Raw genomic sequence first — 18,193 nt, forward strand, 5'->3', positions numbered from 1 at the left:
ACCATCATGACCACACAACCAGCCATCGCCCTCGACAAGCTCAACGTCTCCTTCGGCGACGCCCATGTCGTGAAGGACCTCAGCTTCACCGTCCAGCCCGGTGAGAGCTACGGCATCGTCGGTGAATCCGGCTCCGGCAAATCGACCGTGCTGCGCGTCCTCGCCGGGCTGAACCGTGACTGGAGCGGCGAGATCGCCATCCTCGGCAAGGCGCAGCCGAAGATCCGCGACAAGGCCTTCCACCGCCAGGTCCAGATGGTCTTCCAGGATCCTTACGGCTCGCTGCACCCCAAGAAGACGGTCGACGATGCGCTGGCCGAGCCGCTGACCATCCACGGCATCCGCGACGCCGAGGCCAGGATCGGCCGGGCCATGGCCGATGTCGGCCTGCCGCCCTCCTTCCGCTTCCGCTATCCGCACCAGCTTTCCGGCGGGCAGCGCCAGCGTGTCGCGATCGCGCGCGCGCTCGTGCTGGAGCCGACGATCCTGCTGCTCGACGAGCCGACCTCGGCGCTCGACGTCTCGATCCAGGCCGAAGTGCTGAACCTGCTCCAGGCGCTGCGGCAGGAGCGCAAGCTCACCTATATCCTGGTCAGCCACGACCTCGCCGTCGTCGCCCATATGTGCGAGCGCCTGCTCGTCATGCAGTTCGGCCGGGGCGTCGAGGAGATGACGGCCGGGACGCTCGCCGCGCGCGCGCCCCAGACCGCCTATGCCCAGCAGCTCCTCACCGCCAGCGAAGGCTTCAAGCGCCAGGCCGCGGCCCTGCCGGCCTGAGAGGCTGCTTGAAATAAAATTAGAGATATCAAATATTTGCGATCGCTTGATGTCCCCGCGTCGTCATCCTGGACAAGCCGCGAAGCGGCGCCGCTCCGGGATCCATCGGAGAGCTCCGGAGCCCTCCGATGGATCCCGGGACGAAGCTTCGCTTCGCCCAGGATGACAGCGCGTAGGTGATCAAGGCCGAGCCATTGAGATCATTGGCTTCATTTCAGGCCAGCCTCTGAGGGCTCCAGCGGTCCGGGCGGGACGGCTGCGCGCTCATGGCGTTTGGCAAAGCGACGCCAACGCCTCATTCTTGTCGCAGCCCGCATGCTCTAAACTCAGCGGAGCCGGATCACAGGCCAAGACGGAGTCGACCCCTATGGATGCCATCGCCGATCGCGCGCTGAGGCCCGAGGCTGCGCCCGAGCGCACCCCGGTGCCGCCCTTCGATCTGGTGATCTTCGGAGCCGGCGGCGATCTCGCCCTGCGCAAGCTCTTTCCCGCGCTGGCGCAGCGCAACCGGGAAGGCGTGCTGCCGGAAGAGAGCCGCATCCTCGCCATCGTTCGCAAGCCGGAGGATCTCGAGGGCCTGCCCAAGCAGGTCGCCAACCGCCTCAATGAGGAGGGCCTCGCAGCCGAGCAGGTCGCGGCCTTCCTGCGCCGTCTGACGGTGGTCCAGGCCGATGCGCTCAAGCCCGAGACCTTCGGCGCGCTGAAGACGGCGCTCGGCGATACCGATCGCGTGCGCTCCTTCTATCTCTCGACGCCGCCGGAACTCTTCATCCCGATCTGCCAGAACCTCGCCAAGGCCGATATCCTCACCCCGACCTCGCGCGTCATCCTGGAGAAGCCGCTGGGGCATAATCTCGCTTCGGCTCGTGAAATCAACGACGCCGTGGCGGCCATCCTGCCGGAAAGCCGGACCTACCGGATCGACCATTACCTCGGCAAGGAGACGGTGCAGAACCTCCTGGTGCTGCGCTTCGCCAACACGCTGTTCGAGCGCTCCTGGTCGAGCCGCGACATCGACAACGTCCAGATCACGGTGGCCGAGACCGTCGGGCTCGAAAGCCGCGCCGGCTATTACGACAAGGCCGGCCATATGCGCGATATGGTCCAGAACCATCTCATGCAGCTGCTCACCCTCTTCGCCATCGAGCCGCCCAACATGCTGGAGGCCGGCGCGGTCCGCGACGAGAAGATCAAGGTGCTGAAGGCGCTGCGTCCGATCGTCGGTCCCGACGTCCAGCGCTATACCGTGCGCGGGCAATACGGCCCGGGCCAGATGGATGGCCAGCGCGTGCGCGGCTATACTGACGAGCTCGGCTACGCCAGCAACACCGAGACCTTCGTGGCGATCCGCTGCGAGATCGACAACTGGCGCTGGGCCGGCGTGCCGATCTATCTGCGCACGGGCAAGCGCATGGCGCAGCGTTATTCCGAGATCGCCGTCACCTTCAAGCCCGTGCCGCATTCCATCTTCGGCGGCGGCAGCTGCGACCGGCTCGATGCCAACCGGCTCGTCATCAGGCTTCAGCCCAATGACGGCGTCCAGCTCCAGCTGATGATGAAGGTGCCGGGCTCGGGCCGCCTCAAGGTCGTGCCGCGCCAGCTCGACCTGCGCTATTCCACCGCCTTCGACGAGCGCACGCCCGATGCCTATGAGCGCCTGCTGACCGATGTCATCCGCGGCGACCAGACCCTGTTCATGCATCGCGACGAGGTCGAGCAGGCCTGGGCCTGGGTCGATCCGATCATCGCCGGCTGGCAGGAATACAGCCTGCACCCGCATCGCTATACCGCCGGCTCCTGGGGCCCCTCGCAGGCGATCGGCCTGATCGAGCGCGAAGGCCGCTCCTGGGCCGATCCGGACCTGATCTGATGATCACCTCCGGGCCATTGATCTGGCATCGTTTCGAGACGCTGGTCGACGCCTCCGAGGCGCTGGCCGAGGCGGTCGCGGTGAGGCTGCGCACCGTCATTGCCACACGAGGTTCCGCGCTCCTCGCCGTGCCGGGCGGCACCACGCCGGCGCGTTTCCTGGCCGCGCTCGGCGCACATGATCTCGCCTGGGACAAGGTCACGCTGCTGCCGACCGATGAACGCTTCGTCTCAGCCGACGATCTCGCCTCGAACGAGCGCATGATCCGCCAGGCCTTCGCGCCGCTGGGCCAGGCCTTCGCGCAGCTGGACGGAGGCAGGGCGCGCTTCCTCTCCTTTCATCGCGCGGCCGGCGATCTCGATGCCGCGGCGGGCGCGGTCTCGGCCGAGCTCGCAGCCCTGCCGGCGCTCGACATCCTGGTCAGCGGCATGGGTGCGGACGGTCATGTCGCCTCGCTCTTTCCAGGCGAGCCGGCGGCCGCGATGACCGGACGCGGTCTCCATGCGGTTGCGGCCCATCCCGCCGGCCTGCCGGCGCGCATCTCGCTTTCGCCGGCGCGGCTCACTGGGGCCGCCTGGGCGTCGCTCCTCGTCTCAGGTGCGGAGAAGGCGGAGGTTCTGACCACGGCACAGGCTCTGCCCGGCGCTTATCCGGTCGGATTGCTGCTTGGCCGGCCGCAGGGGCTCGACGTCTACTGGGCGAAGGCTTAGAGCCCCTCCAGGTTCTGTTAGAGGCTCTTAAGCGAGCCGGAGCTTCACGGAGTGTCACCCATGTCGAATGAACCTGAAATCGCGCGGCTCGCCGCCTGCGGCGTCGTGCCGGTCGTGGTGATCGAGGACGTGCATCTCGCCGTGCCGCTGGCGCGCGCACTGCTGGCGGGCGGCATCGACGTGATCGAAGTCACCTTGCGCCGTCCGGCCGCTCTGGCTGCGCTGGAGACGATCGCGCGCGAGGTGCCCGAAATCCTGAGCGTCGCCGGCACGGTGGTGACGCCCGCCCAGGTCACCGACGTCAAGGAGGCTGGCGCCCAGGCCGTGGTCAGCCCCGGCTTCAGCGAAGCGGTGGACGACGCCATGCGCGCCGCCGGCCTGCCCTGGCTGCCCGGCGTCGCCACGGCCTCCGACTGCATGCGCGCCGTTGCCGCTGGACGATTGACCTGCAAGTTCTTTCCGGCCGAGCAGGCCGGCGGCACCTCGGCGCTCAAGGCGCTCTCGGGGCCGTTCCCACAAATGAAATTCTGCCCGACCGGCGGCGTCGGCCTGAACAATCTCGCTGATTATCTGGCGCTGAAGCAAGTCATCTGCGTCGGCGGTTCCTGGCTCGTGCCGGCGGACGCGATCGCCAATCGCGACTGGGCGCGGGTGACGCAGCTCGCGAAAGAGGCGCGCGAGCGCGTCAAGGCGCTGCGGGGCTGAGACACGCGTCATTCTCGGACTGAGCGAGCCCTTCCCGTCATGGTCGGGCTTGTCCCGACCATCCACGTCTTCGCTCAACAAGGGTGGTGTTCAAGACGTGGATGCTCGCCACAAGGGCGAGCATGACGGCTATCGCAACCTCTCCACCACCATCTCCGCGATCGCCAGCGAGCTCGTCAGCCCCGGGCTCTCGATGCCGAGCAGGTTGACCAGATTGTCGACGCCATGGATCTGCGGCCCGTCGATGCGGAAATCCGGCATCGGTTCGCTCGCCGAATGCAGCTTGGGCCGGATGCCGGCATAGTCGGCGACGAGCGCACCGTCCGCCAGGCCCGGCCAATAGGTCCGGATCGCGGCATAGAATTTTTCGGCACGCGCTGGGTCGACCACCAGATCCTGATCATCCGCGACCCATTCGACATCGGGCCCGAACTTGACCCGTCCGGCCATGTCGATCGTGGCGTGGATGCCGAGCCCCGCCGCCTCCGGTACCGGATAGACCAGATGCGAGAAGGGCTGCTTTCCCAGCAGCGAGAAATAATTGCCCTTGGCGAAATGCTGGAGCGGCACGTGCCTTGCGGGGAAGCCTTCGAGCTTGCCAAGCAGGCGCGGCGCGCCGTGCCCGGCCGAATTGACGATGGTGCGGGCCGTATAGGTCGCGGGATCGTCGCCGCCGAAATCGACGCTGAAGCCTTCCGCCTCGCGTCGCCAGCCCAGGATCGGCGTGTTGAGCGCCAGCGAACCGCCGGCCACCTCGCATTCTCCGAGCAAGGACAGCATCAGGGCATGGCTGTCGACGACGCCGGTCTCGGGTGAGAGCAGGGCGATCTCGCAGGCGACCTCCGGCTCCAGCGCCCTGGCCTCGCTCGCATCGACCCAGCGCACGGTCTCGACGCCCGAGGCCTTGGCTCGCGCCAGGATCGTCTCCAGCGCCGGGCGCTGGCTGGCCGAGGTCGCGACGATCAGCTTGCCGCAGGCCTTGTGCGGCAGGCCCCGCTCCGCGAGATAGGCGTAAAGGCGCTTGCGGCCCTCGACGCAGACCTTGGCCTTCAGCGAGCCCGGCGGATAATAGATCCCGGCATGGATGACCTCGCTGTTGCGCGCCGAGGTCTGGGTGCCGATGCCGTCCGCCGCCTCCGCGATCACGACCTCGCGGCCGGCGAGCGCAAGCGCCCGCGCGGTGGCGAGGCCGACGACGCCGGCCCCGATCACCAGGCAATCGATGTCGCTCATCTCTGCCTTCTCTCCACCCATCTCGGGCTTGTCCGAGATGGGAAAGGCAGAATGTCAAACTCGGCAACAGCCGACTTTGATGGGGGAGAAGGGAACACGTCGCGGCTCGCCATCACGCCCGCTGCGGCATCGAGATTTCGATCAGGCTCGCCCAATAGGTGACGCCGACCGGGATCGCGGTGTCGTTGAACTCATAGGCGGGGTGGTGCAGCCCGGCGGAGTCGCCGTTGCCGATATTGATGAAGGCGCCCGGGCGCTCCTCCAGCATGTAGGAGAAATCCTCAGAGCCCATCGTCGGCGGCACTTCGGTGTCGATCGCATCCTTGCCGAAGACGTTCCTGGTCACGCTGGTGACGAAATCGGTCTGGCCGGCATGGTTGACGGTGACGGGATAGCCGAGATGGTAGTCGAGGTCGTATTTCATGCCGAACGCCCTCATCAGCCCATCGGTGAGCTCGGTGACGCGCTTTTGCGCCAGTTCGCGCATCTCGGGCGTCAGTGTCCGGATCGACCCCTTGATCTCGACTGTCTGCGGAATGACGTTGAAGGCCTCGCCGGCATTCACCGCCGTCACCGAGACGACGACGGAGTCGAGCGGGTCGGCATTGCGCGAGGAGATCGTCTGCAGCGCCGTCACCAATTGGCAGGCGGCGACGATCGGATCGTTGACGCGGTGCGGCGCTGCGGCGTGTCCGCCCTTGCCCTCGATCTTGATGTGGATGCGGTCGGCGGCGGCCATGGTCGGCCCCTTGCGGATCTCGAACTGTCCGATCGCCAGCCCCGGCTTGTTGTGCATGCCGTAGACTTCCTGGATGCCGAAGCGGTCCATCATGCCGTCGTCGATCATCGCCTTGGCGCCGGCGCCGCCCTCTTCGGCAGGCTGGAAGATCAGCACGGCTGTGCCGTCGAAATCGCGGGTGGCGGCGAGGTATTTTGCGGCGCCGAGCAGCATGGCGGTGTGCCCGTCATGGCCGCAGGCGTGCATCTTGCCCGGCACGGTCGAGCGATGCTCGAGATTGGTCTCCTCATGGATCGGCAGCGCGTCCATGTCGGCGCGCATCGCGATGACCTTGCCGGAGCCCTGGCCCTTGCCCCTGATCACGCCGACGACGCCGGTCTGGCCGACGCCGGTCACGACCTCGTCGGCGCCCCAGGCCTTGAGCTTCTCGGCGACGATGCCGGCGGTGCGGTGGACGTCGTATTGCAGCTCGGGATGCCGGTGGAAATCGCGACGGATCGCACTGATCTCGGGGGTGAGCGCGGCGATGAGTTCGGATTTCGGCATCATATCCTCGGAAGGGTTGCGGGGCGCTTCGCAGGAAACGGGTGGCCCAGGCGCGCAAGCTAGCGCGGCTCGCCTGCCCCGTCCAAGCCGTTTGCGGCATGAGGGGGCGGAGGTGGCGGCATGGTGAATGCGTGAGCCGGATGCCGCTGCCTGTCGTAGAGCGATGTCCGATCCGCTTGGATCGTTCAATCGCTCCTGGCTTTTGTTTCAACCCGTTTTCTCCGCGCAAACGCTTCGCGTTTGTCGCTGGCGAGCCGGCGTCCACTTCGCACGAAAACGCTCTGGTCGCGTGGCCCGGATCCTGAAGTCCAGATCCAGCTGACCATGCTGGCGCGATGGCTATTACCGAGCGGCGTGCGATGCGGTGGAAGGACCTCAAAACGATCCGGGAAGATGAGATCCAGAGGTCAAGCCATGATTTTGCCTTATCGGTAGAATAGGTCCGCAATCACATGCTCTGCCAGGCCAGGATTTGGTGGCTTGAGCCTTCCGATCCTCCCCAATCAGTTCTGGTAGATTATGCGTCGATTGATCTTGGCTGTGTCTCTCACAGCTTGCATGCCTATGGCCGCCTGGGCCAACCTTCCCATCGAGAAAATTTCCTTCCAACCGCAGGTCAAGGGGCTCGGTTGCCTCAAGTCCGAAACGCTGGCGATGCTCAAAGAACTCGTGGCCAAGATCGGCCCGATCCAGGTCACCTCGACCTGTGGCGGCCGTCATGCCCGCCACTCCCAGCACTACAGCGGCAAGGCCGTGGATTTCAGGCCGCTCGCAACCTCGACGCGCGCCGCGGTCGCGGCCGCCAAGGCGCTGGATAGCACCGGCGGCGTCGGCTCCTATCCGGGCGGACTCGTGCATGTCGATGTCGGCGATCGCGAGGCCTCCTGGTACGGCCACAAGCGCGCAAGGCGCCAATACGCGCAGTTGGCGCTGCGGCGGCGCTGACGTTTTCTTTCTTCTCCCCTCGCAAGGTGGCGCGTAGCGCCGGATGAGGGGGCGCCGTGCCCTTTCCGGCTAGCCTTCTAAGGCAAACCAGCAATCGTCGAGCGCCCCCTCATCCGTCTCGGCTTCGCCGAGCCACCTTCTCCCGCCAGGGGAGAAGGGAAGAAAACCCTCACCGTGGCTCCGGGCCGATATAGCGGGCGCGAGGGCGGATCAGGCGCCCGGTCTGGAACTGTTCGAGCGCATGGGCGATCCAGCCGGTGCAGCGCGCCGTCGCGAAGATCTGGAACGGCGCGTCCTTGGGAAGCGCCAGCACAGACGCTAGGGCGGTGAGCGCGAAATCGATATTCGGCAGCGCGCCGGTGATCGCCTCGATGGCGAGGCGGACCTCCTCATAGTGCGCCGGCAGGGTGAAAGCCGCCATCAGCGCCCGTGCCCGCGGATCGCCCTCCGGATAGATCGGATGCCCGAAGCCCGGGATCGGCACGCCGAGCGTCAGGCGCGCGCGGATCGCGGGCTCGATGCCGTCGCGCCGGCATTCCTCGAGCAAAGCGCGCACGCGCGGCGCCATGCCGCCATGCAGGGGGCCCGACAGCGCCGACAGCCCAGCCAAAGCGCAGGCGGCGAGCGAGGCATGCGTCGAGGCGGTGACGCGGACGGCGAAGGTCGAGGCGTTCAATTCGTGGTCGGCGAGCAGGACGAGGCTGCGGCGGATGAGATCGGCGCCGGCTGCGTCGCAGGCCCAGGCCGCCGCGAGGCGCTCATGGATCGGACCATTGCCCGGGCGGCCGGCGACGGCGTCGACGAGCGCATCGAGGACGGCCGCCGCCTCGAAATAGAGTGATTTCAAGCTTCGCCCGCCAATCACCGGATCGGTGGCGGCGCGGGCTGCGATCGCGGCGAACATGCGCTGATTGCCGCTGCCGGGAGCAATCGCATTGCATTGCGTTGGGAAGCGCGCATTGCCGCAGGCCCAGAGCAGGCGCGCGACATCCTCGAGCCGTGCCGTTTGCGCCAGGGCCTCGGCGTCCTGTCCGCGATACCAGAGGCGGCCATGGGCGATCGTCGTGATGCTCGAGGCCAGGACGGGCTCGCCCCAGGCGATCGTATCCTCCGCGATCGCCGCATTGCGCCGGCCGCGCGCCTTGCGCTGCTCCAGGCGCGAGACATCCGCCGCCCGATAGAGGCTGCGTCGCGGCTCGTCAGGGTCCGCCTTCGCCTCGATGCGGCCGCGGCTGACATAGGCGTAGAGCGTCTGCGGCTTGAGCCGCAAACGGATCATCACCTCCTGGGCCGTCAGCCAGTCGCTCATCCCAATATGTTTGCATCTCGATATGTTGATTATATTGTTCAAGATTGATTATGCCGCACCGCAGCGCGATCCTCAAGGCCTTGTTGCTGGAGGATCCGATGTCGGATGGACTTGATGATGTTGTCGCTGCGGAGACGATCCTGTCGGATGTCGATGGGGCTGCCGGCCGCCTGATCATTCGCGGTCATCTGCTCGACGACCTTGCCGGCCGCACCAGCTTTGCCGAGGCAGCCGAACTTCTGCTGGACGGCTTCTTCGACGATTTGCCGCGCGGCGCGGCTCTTGCTGCGGCGCTCGGCCGGAGCAGGCTCGAGGTCTTCCGCGAGGTTGCGGGCCTTGATGCCGGGCTCGTGCAGGCAAGCCCTGTCGAGGCGATGCGGGCGTTGACGGCACGATTGGCGGATGGCGACGATGTCGCGACCGCGCTGCGATTGATGGCGGCGCCGGCCGTCTTCACGCCTGCGGTCATCCGGATGCAGCGCCATCTGGCGCCGGTCGCGCCCGACCCGGCGCTGCCCCATGCCGCCGATATCCTGCGGATGATGCGCGGCGAGGTCGCCGACCCGGCGCAGGCCGCCGCGCTCGATACTTATCTCGTGACGGTCTGCGATCATGGCCTCAACGCCTCGACCTTTGCGGCGCGCGTCGTCGCCTCGACGCGGGCCGGTTTGACCTCCGCCGTTCTGGCGGGGGTGAGCGCCCTGAAGGGGCCGCTGCATGGTGGCGCGCCGGGGCCGGTCATCGAGATGCTCGACGAGATCGGTGAAGCTGCCAACGCCCGGGCCTGGCTGGAGGCGGCGCTGCAGCGCGGCGACCGGTTGATGGGCTTCGGCCATCGCATCTACCGCGTGCGCGATCCCCGCGCCGATGCGCTGAAGCGCGCGATCCGCAGGCTCGATCCGAATTCCGGCCGCCTCGCCTATGCCGAGGCCGTCGAAGCGGCGGCTCTGGCGATCCTGCGCGAACGCAAGCCCGCTCGCTCGCTGCAGACCAATGTCGAGTTCTACACGGCGCTCCTGCTCGAAGCCCTGGCCTTCCCTCCGGAGAGTTTCACTTGCGTCTTCGCGATGGGCCGCGTCATCGGCTGGATCGCCCATGCGCAGGAGCAACTCGCGGGAGGACGGCTCATCCGCCCGAAATCGACCTATATCGGCCCCGAGCCGAGGCAGGCTGCCTGAGGACGGGGAGGGTGCCTTCCTTTATCGGGGCAGGCGCGGGGAACCCCTCTCCCGGATGGGAGAGGGGCAGGGGTGAGGGCAGGCCAGACAACCAGATCGCGCAAGCGGCTCCGCATCGTCTCCTGTGCTTTCAGGATGAAGCCAGTGTTGCGGCACCGTCGCGCCCCAACAATCGACGGCACACCCTCATCCCTGCCCTTCTCCCATTCGGGAGAAGGGTTCCTCGCGCTCTTTCCGTCAGGTTCGGCACAGCCAATCACGAGCGGAACCCCACTCACCTCGCCTGCAGGCCAGCCCATAATTCGTCGGCGGCGTCGTTGCGGCAGTCGGGGCTGCGGAAGAGCCGGATCTCGATGGGGATGTCGAAGCGCTCCGGCCCGGCCCGGATCAGGCGGGCGCGGGCGAGGTCCTCTTCCGCCAGGGTGAGCGGCAGCCAGGCGATGCCGTGCCCGTCCCGCGCCATCGTCAGCAAGGTCGCGGCCAGATGCGAGGTGAAGACGGTCGCGATGCCGGCGGTGTCCTGCGCGAGTGCCGTCTGGGCCGAGAGGATGCGGCCGAGCCCGGAAGCCTGGCTATAGGCGAGCAGCCGCGCCGGCCGCTCGCTTGTTCCAGGAAGAGGCCAGAGCGGCAGCCCCTGGGCATCCGGCGCGCAGAGCGGCACCAGCATGTCGTCCCCCACCTGGATGCTCTGGAAGCGCTCGGCCTCGAAACGCGTCGGGGCTTCGGCATGGTGGTGGCAGAGCAGGAAATGCACCTCGCCGCCCAGCATGATCTGCTCGCAGGCCGCCATGCTGTCCGAGCTCAGGTTGAGCGTGCCCAGCGCCTCGAAGCGCATATGCCGGCGGATCCAGCCCGGGAAGAAGGTGAAGGAGAGCGCATGCGTCGCCGCGATCGACAGCGCCCCTCTCTCATGTTCGCCGACGGCCCTGGTCTCGCGCTGCAGGCGCTGCAGATTGCGGAGCAGATCCCGGGCGAGGGGCTGGAAATAGGCGCCGGCCGGGGTCAGCGTCGCGCCCTGCGCGCTACGCAGGAAAAGCGGCACACCGATCCAGTCCTCAAGCGCGCGGATGCGCCGGCTGAAGGCCGGCTGCGTCACGTTTCGGGCTTCGGCCGCGCGCGAAAAATTCTTCTGCTCGGCCAGCGCCAGAAAATCCTTCAGCCAATCCAGATCCATGATGCCGCTCGCGCATGGGATGAACCGATCTTGGCATTGGCCGACCGGCAGGGGCCAAGCATAGAGGATGGCGCATCGCCAGCCCCGCAGGGAGACCGCCATGCGCATCATCGATGTCCGCGAGATCACCAAGCCGATCGCCTCGCCGATCCGCAACGCCTATATCGACTTCTCCAAGATGACGGCGAGCCTGGTGGCGGTGGTGACCGATGTGGTCCGCGACGGGCGGCGCGTGGTCGGCTACGGCTTCAATTCGAACGGTCGCTACGGCCAGGGCGGCCTCATCCGCGAGCGCTTTCGCGGCCGTATCCTCGAAGCGGCTCCCGAGAGCCTGATCAATGACAGCGGCGACAATCTCGATCCCCACAAAATCTGGGCGACGATGATGACGAACGAGAAGCCGGGCGGCCATGGCGAGCGTTCGGTGGCGGTCGGCACGCTCGATATGGCCGTTTGGGACGCTGTCGCCAAGATCGCAGGCAAGCCGCTGTTCCGCCTCCTGGCGGAGCGCAAGGGCCGCGAGGCCGATCCCAGGGTCTTCGTGTATGCGGCGGGCGGCTATTATTATCCCGGCAAGGATGACAGTGCCCTGCGGGCCGAGATGCGCGGCTATCTCGACCGCGGCTACACCGTCGTGAAGATGAAGATCGGCGGCGCCGATGTCGCTGAGGACCAGCGCCGCATCGAGGCGGTGCTGGCCGAGATCGGCTCGCAGGCTCAGCTTGCCGTCGATGCGAATGGGCGCTTCGACCTGGAGACCGGCATCGTCTACGCCAAGATGCTGCGCCACTATCCGCTGTTCTGGTACGAGGAGGTCGGCGATCCCCTCGACTACGCCCTGCAGGCGGCGCTTTCGGAGTTCTATCCCGGCCCGATGGCGACGGGCGAGAACCTGTTCTCGCATCAGGATGCGCGCAATCTCCTGCGCTATGGCGGGATGCGGCCCGATCGCGATTGGCTGCAATTCGACTGCGCCCTGTCCTATGGCCTCGTCGAATATCTCAGGACCCTCGACGTGCTCGCGCAGTTCGGCTGGTCGCCGTCGCGCTGCGTCCCGCATGGCGGCCACCAGATGTCGCTCAACATCGCGGCGGGCCTCGGGCTCGGCGGCAATGAGAGCTATCCCGACCTGTTCCAGCCCTATGGCGGGTTTCCCGACAGCGTTCGCGTCGAGAACGGCCATATCGTGATGCCTGAGCTTCCCGGCATCGGTTTTGAGGGCAAGTCCGACCTGATCAAGGTCATGCGCGAATTGGCGGAGTGACGCGGCTGGGCTGGCGGGCGAACTGGGGCTGGTAAGGACTCACTGGAACCACACCGTCATCCCGGGGCAGGCCGTAGGCGTGAGCCTGGAACCCACGACCGGGTGAGACGGAAAACCCGTCATGGTCGGCCTTGTGCCGACCATCCACGTCTTCCTTCGGCGAGTACTGTGTTCAAGACGTGGATTCTCGCCACAAGGGCGAGAATGACGCTGGGAGCACAGGGCGCACCCGGTCGTGGGTTCCGTTATTCTCCGCCGTCATTCCGGGACACGGCGCAGCCATGGACCCGGAACCCGGAGCCGCTGCGTGGGCTCGTGAAGCGAGCCGGCTCCGCGTGCCTTCTCAGGCCGCGGCATCGGCTCTGGGTTCCGGGTCCATGGCTGCGCCGTGTCCCGGAATGACGGCGGTGTCTCCCCGATCAATCCTTGCTGACGACCGTTGGGCTTGGCGGCGGAGCCGCGATCTTCGGCACCGACCAGGAGCTTGTCCAGGTTTCCGTCAGGGTGCGGGATCGCGATTTCAGGAAGATGCGCAGTTCGGCGGTTTCGCCGGCGGGTAATGTCGCGTCGACGATGGCGCGGAAGCCTTTCGCTGCCGCGTTCGCATCGACGATCGTCGCGGTGATCGCCCCGGTCGTGGTCGATGCGACGATTTCGACGCGCTTGGGGTCGGACAGATAATATTCGAGATCGCCATCGGTGAAGTCCACGATGAAGCGCTTCTTGCCGACGTCCTTGGCTTCGCCATTCTCAGTGTTCGAGCCGTCGAAGCTGTTCCGGACCTGCCCGTAAGGATGCAGAGCCTTCGTCGTCGAGAGAGCCGAGATGCGATAGCTGAACTGGCTGGCTTTCCTGGGCTCGAGCGGCGTGCTCGGCGTCCAGCAGGCGACGATGTTGTCGAAGGCTTCGCCGGTCGTCGGAATCTCGATGAGATCGACGCGTCCTTCGCCCCAGTCGCCGGCGGGCTCGACCCAATATCCCGGCCGGGCGTGATACTGCGCTTCGAGATCCTGATAGTGGCCGAACTCACGGTCGCGCTGCATCAGGCCGAAGCCGCGCGGATTGTTGTCACCAAAGCTCGAAATCCGAAGCGATTTCGGATTCCGGATCGGCCGCCAGACCCATTCGCCGCCGCCGGTTTTGAGCATCAGCCCATCGGAATCATGGATCTCGGGCCGGAAATCGGTGCGCTGGCCGAGGTCGCCTTCCCCAGCGAGGAACATCGAGGTGAGGGGTGCAATGCCGATGCGGGGGAGTTTTACGCGTGGGATGATCGTCGCCGTCACGGCAACGCTGGTCTGCTGTCCCGGCGTCACGACGTAACGATATGCGCCGGCGACGGATGGCGAATCCAGCAGGGCGTAGATCACGAGATCGGTGCTGTCGCGCGTCGGCTCTTCCAGCCAGAGCGCCCTGAAGAACGGAAACTCCTCCGGCTGCTCTCCACCAACGTCCAGCGCCAGCGAACGCGCGGACAAGCCATAGCGATGGCCGCGCCCGATCAGGCGAAAATAGCTCGCGCCGAGAAAGGCGATCAGCTCGTCTTGTACATTCAGGGCATTCAGCGTCGTCGTCACGGCAAAACCGGCGAAGCCCAGCGCAGGCGAAAGCTGCTTGGGAACGGGAACCTTGCCGTACTCGAACAGACCAGTCGTGAAGGCGAGCGGGATGGCGCTGCCATCCTTGATGACGTGCAGTTGCACCGGCTTGTCGTGCAGAAATCCGAGATGGAAGGGATGGAGCCGATAGTCGGAGCCGCCATCCCGCCAGAACGCCTTTTCGCGGCGGAAGCGGATTTCCCGGTAGCTGTCATAGGTCAGTTTCGACAGTTCCGGCGGGATCGTCAGCCCCTCGGCATCGAAGGCGCGCTCTCCCAGCGCCCGAGCCTGTTCGACGACGTCGTCATAGCTGAACGGCCCGCCGCGAGCCGATGCCGGCGGCGCCGCGGAACCCGGTTTGCTGGTGGCGAACAGGGCTGATGATGCGAGCAGGGCCAGGGCGGTGCGGCGCGAATGAAGCCGCCCGGCATGGTGATCGGAAACCATGGCGTGCACGTTTTTCGCAGCCATCGACGCGTCTCTCGGTTGGGTCATCGCGTGCAGGGGGACGGCGCGATTGCGCGCATCCTGCGCCTGGCAACCATCATCGCCACCAGCGCTCCAGCACATCTCATTCGCGTTTTCATTGTCGATCCGCCCCGTGATGCCTTGTGCATCGTGAACCGGTCAGCGTCGGTAATGTTCCTCTGCCCGGGGCGGTCCGGGTGTCGGGGTTGGCAATTGCGTGGGGCGGTTTCGACCCGTGGCGGACCTACCGGTTACTGCAATTCCACTCCGAGCGCAGCAATTCGTACCAAACCTCGCCGTATTCAACACCAGGGATACGGGCGGGAAAGTCGGGGAAGGTCGTGCGGGCGTGTTTCATTCCGATCTTTTCCATTACGCGGCGCGAGCCATGGTTCACTGCCATAGTGCAGGCGATGATCTTGTCATATCCGGCGCTGGTGAACCCCCAATTCACAAGAGCCGAGGCCCCTTCCGACGCTAATCCCTGCCCCCAATCTTCCCGTCGTAGGCGGTATCCGATCTCGGCTAGCGTCTTGGTCTCCGGAAACAAGCAGAACCATCCAACGAACGCGTTAGTGGCTGTTCGCCGCGCCGTCCAAACATAAGGCTCTGATCCCCTTGGCATAAGGAATGTTACATCCTTCGGGTCGGTCTTCTCATGATCGACCGCACCGCCGTTCAGGAAATGCATTACCTCTGGATCGAGTTCGAGGCCGATGAAGTCAGCGCAATCATTTGCGCTGCAAGGACTCAGGGTGAGAGCGCTTGTTTGCAACACCGCCATCCCCAATACCCACCAAGCTTCCTGCAAATGTCATGGCCAATAACTAGCGAAGAGGCGGGCGAAATCGAGAAGCTTGCGACGTGGCTGTGGTAGTCGCCAATCTCCGCTTCCCGCCCACAGCCACCATCGCACGCAATCCGCCTGAGTGGTCAGGTCGGCGCAAAGCCAACGCCTGATCTCACACCCCGAACTGCGTCCGCCAGGCGGCGATGTCCTCCAGCGCGACATTCGAGCCGCAGAGCACGAGGCCGACGCGCTCGCCTGGCTTGAACTTGTCCTTGCTCGCGACCGCGGCGGCGACGACGCAGGCCGCCGCCGGCTCGAGCAGGACGCGCCCGTTCTGCAGCACCCAGACGATCTCGCGCACCGCCTCGATATCGGGCACGACGACGATGTCCTCGAGGAATTGCCGCGCGGCGGCCATCGTCCGCTCGGTTGCGAAGGGGGCGTTCAGCGTGCGGGCGATCGAGGTCGGGCGCAGCGGCACCGGCTTTCCCGCGGCAAGCGCCTGCGTCATCGTCGTGGCGCCTTCGGTCTCGACGCCATGGATGCGCACCGCCGGGTCGAGCCCCTTCAGCGCCGCGCCGACGCCGGCCGAGAAGCCGCCGCCGCCGATCGAGATGAAGACATGGTCGAGCCGCCCGCTGGCGTCGCTGGCGAGTTCGAGCCCGAGCGAGCCATGGCCGGCGATGATGGCGGGATCGTCGAAGGAATGGATGTTGGTCATGCCCTGCGCGGCATAGTCCGCAGCCTTGCCGAAGGCCTCGATTGCGTCCTCGCAGAGCTCGACCTCGCCGCCGGCGCTCCTGGTCAGCGCGATGTTCAAGGGCGCTACGTCCTTCGGCATCAGTACCAGCGCGCGCGCGCCCATCGCGCTGGCGACCATCGAGACGGCGATGGCGTGGTTGCCGCCCGAGACCGTGACGACGCCGCGTGCGAGCTCCGCCTCGCTCATGCCCATCAGCTTGTTGAAGCAGCCGCGCACCTTGAACGAGCCGCCAAGCTGCAGCGACTCGACCTTGACCACGGTCTCGACCCCGAGCCGGGCCGACAAGCCCGCGCTGTGATAGGTCGGGGTCCGCCTGATCTTGCCGGCGATCCGGGTCGCGGCGGCCTGGATATCTGCGAGGGTGACGTCGAAATTCATGGGCATCCGCCTTTTTGCTGGGCTGCTGCCGTTATAGGCGATCAGCGGCTGCGGGCGAGGGGCATTTGTGGAGGGGCGGGAAAAGCGAAGTGCCGGATGAAGGGCGCGGGGAACCCTTCTCCCGTGTGGGAGAAGGGCAGGCCAGACAACCAGATCGCGCAAGCGGCTCCGCATCGTCTCCTGCGCTTTCAGGATGAAGCCGGCGCTGCGGTGCGGTCGCGCCTCAATAATCAGCGGCGGGCCCTCATCCCTGCCCTTCTCCCACACGGGAGAAGGGTTCCCCGCGCCAGCCTGACTCTCTGGATGAGGCTGAGGGAAGCGAAACGCGATCGCCTTGCCCGCTCCGCGCTTCGCGGATTGACCCGGCGCTCCAGCAGCGTAGCCTGCCGGCACGAAACCTGCCTCTCGCCCGATCTTTGGAGATTGTGACCCGTGACCCTGACGCCGAAGGAGATGCTCGCCAAACTGGTTTCGTTCAACACGGAATCGCAGCGCAGCAATCTCGAGCTGATCCATTTCTGCCGCGACTATCTCACTGCCCTTGGCGTCGAGAGCACGCTGGTGCCCAGCGAGGACGGCGAGAAGGCCAATCTCTATGCGACGATCGGGCCGAAGGTTGAGGGTGGCGTCGTGCTGTCGGGCCATACCGATGTCGTGCCGGTCGCAGGCCAGGACTGGACGTCCGATCCCTGGACGCTGACGGAGCGTGACGGCAAGCTCTATGGCCGCGGCGCCTGCGACATGAAGGGGTTCGACGCCATCGCGCTCGCCCTCGTGCCGGAGATGCTGAAGGCGCCGTTGAAGCGCCCGGTCCATATCGCCTTGTCCTATGACGAGGAGGTCGGCTGCCTGGGTGCGCGCATCCTGGTCGAGGCGATGGCGGCGGCCGGCATCAAGCCCGCGGCGGTGATCGTCGGCGAGCCCTCGATGATGCAGGTCGTCACCGGCCACAAGGGCGGTACCCGGATGCGCACCACGGTGAAGGGCCATGCCGTTCATTCCAGCCGCGTCGATGTCGGCGTGCCGGCGGTCATGATCGCGGGCAAGCTGATCGAGTGGCACAACCAGACCATGGCGGAGAACAAGGCGCGGGCGAGCAACGAAAACCCTTTCGAGCCGCCCTACAGCACTTTGCATGTCGGTGTCGTCCAGGGCGGCACGGCGGTCAACATCACCGCCGAGCATTGCGAGTTCAGCCATGAGGTCCGTGTCGTTCCCGGCGATGAGGGCGTCGATTTCGTCGGGCGCTACAAGGCCAGGGTCGCCGAGATCGAGGCCGAGATGAAGGCGATCGCGCCCGAGACGGGCATCACCGTCGAGATCACCTCCGCCACGCCGCCGCTCGGCCCGGAGAAGGACGGCGCGGCCGAGGCGCTGTCGCGCCGCCTGACCGGCGACAATGGCAGCCATGTCGTCGCCTATGGCACCGAGGGCGGCCTGTTCCAGGGTGCGGGCTGGTCGACCGTGGTCTGCGGCCCCGGCGACATCGCCCAGGCGCATCAGCCCGACGAGTTCATCACGGTCGCCCAGCTCGAGGCCGGCACGGCTTTCGTGCGCGGCCTGATCGCCGATCTCGCGCGCTGATTGTAGTCGCGCCGGTCCAAGGCACGGCGATTGCATCGCCGGCGACGCAAGGATGGCGGCCATGGCGCTCGGATAAAAGTTCAATCTGGAACGAAAAGGCGGCGTCAGGCTGGACGCCGCTGCCAGGGCGTCTCTAAGCTATTGTCTTCTTCGATCGTCCGC

General features: G+C 66.3%; 15 protein-coding genes. 8 read left to right on the plus strand and 7 right to left on the minus strand.

Annotation, left to right across the window (positions count from 1 at the left end; all coding sequences use genetic code 11):
* Positions 1 to 6: 6 nt before the first annotated feature.
* From BHK69_RS10430 to eda, 4 genes are all read left to right on the plus strand, one after another.
* Positions 7 to 777 (plus strand): ABC transporter ATP-binding protein, encoded by a 771-nt coding sequence (locus tag BHK69_RS10430; RefSeq protein WP_069693543.1) that lies wholly within the window; start codon positions 7 to 9, stop codon positions 775 to 777.
* 367 nt (positions 778 to 1,144) lie between these two features.
* On the plus strand, positions 1,145 to 2,647 hold the full coding sequence (zwf, locus tag BHK69_RS10435; protein WP_069690041.1) for a glucose-6-phosphate dehydrogenase: 1,503 nt from the start codon (positions 1,145 to 1,147) through the stop codon (positions 2,645 to 2,647).
* Complete coding sequence (locus BHK69_RS10440) at positions 2,647 to 3,357, plus strand: 6-phosphogluconolactonase (RefSeq protein ID WP_069690042.1); 711 nt, start codon at positions 2,647 to 2,649, stop codon at positions 3,355 to 3,357. Before zwf ends, BHK69_RS10440 begins: the two co-directional genes overlap by 1 nt.
* Before the next feature lie 60 nt (positions 3,358 to 3,417).
* Positions 3,418 to 4,062 (plus strand): bifunctional 4-hydroxy-2-oxoglutarate aldolase/2-dehydro-3-deoxy-phosphogluconate aldolase, encoded by a 645-nt coding sequence (gene eda, locus BHK69_RS10445; RefSeq protein WP_069690043.1) that lies wholly within the window; start codon positions 3,418 to 3,420, stop codon positions 4,060 to 4,062.
* A gap of 129 nt (positions 4,063 to 4,191) precedes the next feature.
* On the opposite strand, the gene BHK69_RS10450 is transcribed toward eda, so the two are convergent.
* Together BHK69_RS10450 and BHK69_RS10455 are read right to left on the minus strand one after the other, a co-directional pair.
* Positions 4,192 to 5,295 (minus strand): NAD(P)/FAD-dependent oxidoreductase, encoded by a 1,104-nt coding sequence (locus tag BHK69_RS10450; protein ID WP_069690044.1) that lies wholly within the window; start codon positions 5,293 to 5,295, stop codon positions 4,192 to 4,194.
* Between the two features lie 112 nt (positions 5,296 to 5,407).
* Complete coding sequence (locus tag BHK69_RS10455) at positions 5,408 to 6,580, minus strand: M20 aminoacylase family protein (RefSeq protein WP_069690045.1); 1,173 nt, start codon at positions 6,578 to 6,580, stop codon at positions 5,408 to 5,410.
* Between the two features lie 654 nt (positions 6,581 to 7,234).
* Here BHK69_RS10455 and BHK69_RS10460 point away from each other — a divergent pair.
* Positions 7,235 to 7,525 (plus strand): peptidoglycan L,D-endopeptidase MepK, encoded by a 291-nt coding sequence (locus BHK69_RS10460; RefSeq protein ID WP_158516187.1) that lies wholly within the window; start codon positions 7,235 to 7,237, stop codon positions 7,523 to 7,525.
* 169 nt (positions 7,526 to 7,694) lie between these two features.
* Here the strand turns inward: BHK69_RS10460 and BHK69_RS10465 are convergent, their stop codons facing one another.
* Positions 7,695 to 8,834, minus strand: coding sequence for a citrate synthase (locus BHK69_RS10465; protein ID WP_069690047.1), 1,140 nt, complete (start codon positions 8,832 to 8,834; stop codon positions 7,695 to 7,697).
* A 98-nt stretch (positions 8,835 to 8,932) separates the two neighbouring features.
* On the opposite strand from BHK69_RS10465, the gene BHK69_RS10470 reads away from it, so the two are divergent.
* Positions 8,933 to 10,012: a citrate synthase/methylcitrate synthase gene (locus BHK69_RS10470; protein WP_069693544.1), complete on the plus strand. Its 1,080-nt coding sequence runs from the start codon at positions 8,933 to 8,935 to the stop codon at positions 10,010 to 10,012.
* A gap of 274 nt (positions 10,013 to 10,286) precedes the next feature.
* Here the strand turns inward: BHK69_RS10470 and BHK69_RS10475 are convergent, their stop codons facing one another.
* A complete protein-coding gene (locus BHK69_RS10475; protein WP_069693545.1) occupies positions 10,287 to 11,186 on the minus strand; it encodes a LysR family transcriptional regulator in 900 nt (299 codons plus the stop codon).
* A 100-nt stretch (positions 11,187 to 11,286) separates the two neighbouring features.
* Between BHK69_RS10475 and BHK69_RS10480 the strand changes: the two genes are divergently transcribed.
* Positions 11,287 to 12,450 carry a mandelate racemase/muconate lactonizing enzyme family protein gene (locus BHK69_RS10480; RefSeq protein ID WP_069690048.1) on the plus strand — a complete coding sequence of 388 codons (1,164 nt, stop codon included), beginning with the start codon at positions 11,287 to 11,289 and terminating at the stop codon, positions 12,448 to 12,450.
* A 419-nt stretch (positions 12,451 to 12,869) separates the two neighbouring features.
* On the opposite strand, the gene BHK69_RS10485 is transcribed toward BHK69_RS10480, so the two are convergent.
* The 3 genes from BHK69_RS10485 to BHK69_RS10495 all read right to left on the minus strand — a co-directional run bounded on the left by BHK69_RS10485 (position 12,870) and on the right by BHK69_RS10495 (position 16,447).
* Positions 12,870 to 14,519, minus strand: coding sequence for an OpgD/OpgG family glucan biosynthesis protein (locus BHK69_RS10485; RefSeq protein WP_244548459.1), 1,650 nt, complete (start codon positions 14,517 to 14,519; stop codon positions 12,870 to 12,872).
* A 241-nt stretch (positions 14,520 to 14,760) separates the two neighbouring features.
* On the minus strand, positions 14,761 to 15,300 hold the full coding sequence (locus BHK69_RS10490) for a GNAT family N-acetyltransferase (protein WP_069690049.1): 540 nt from the start codon (positions 15,298 to 15,300) through the stop codon (positions 14,761 to 14,763).
* A 178-nt stretch (positions 15,301 to 15,478) separates the two neighbouring features.
* A complete protein-coding gene (locus BHK69_RS10495; RefSeq protein ID WP_158516188.1) occupies positions 15,479 to 16,447 on the minus strand; it encodes a threonine ammonia-lyase in 969 nt (322 codons plus the stop codon).
* A gap of 432 nt (positions 16,448 to 16,879) precedes the next feature.
* Between BHK69_RS10495 and argE the strand changes: the two genes are divergently transcribed.
* Complete coding sequence (gene argE / locus BHK69_RS10500) at positions 16,880 to 18,031, plus strand: acetylornithine deacetylase (protein WP_244548460.1); 1,152 nt, start codon at positions 16,880 to 16,882, stop codon at positions 18,029 to 18,031.
* The last annotated feature ends 162 nt before the right edge of the window (positions 18,032 to 18,193 follow it).

The sequence above is a fragment of the Bosea vaviloviae genome (assembly GCF_001741865.1).
GTDB classification, from domain to species: domain Bacteria; phylum Pseudomonadota; class Alphaproteobacteria; order Rhizobiales; family Beijerinckiaceae; genus Allobosea; species Allobosea vaviloviae.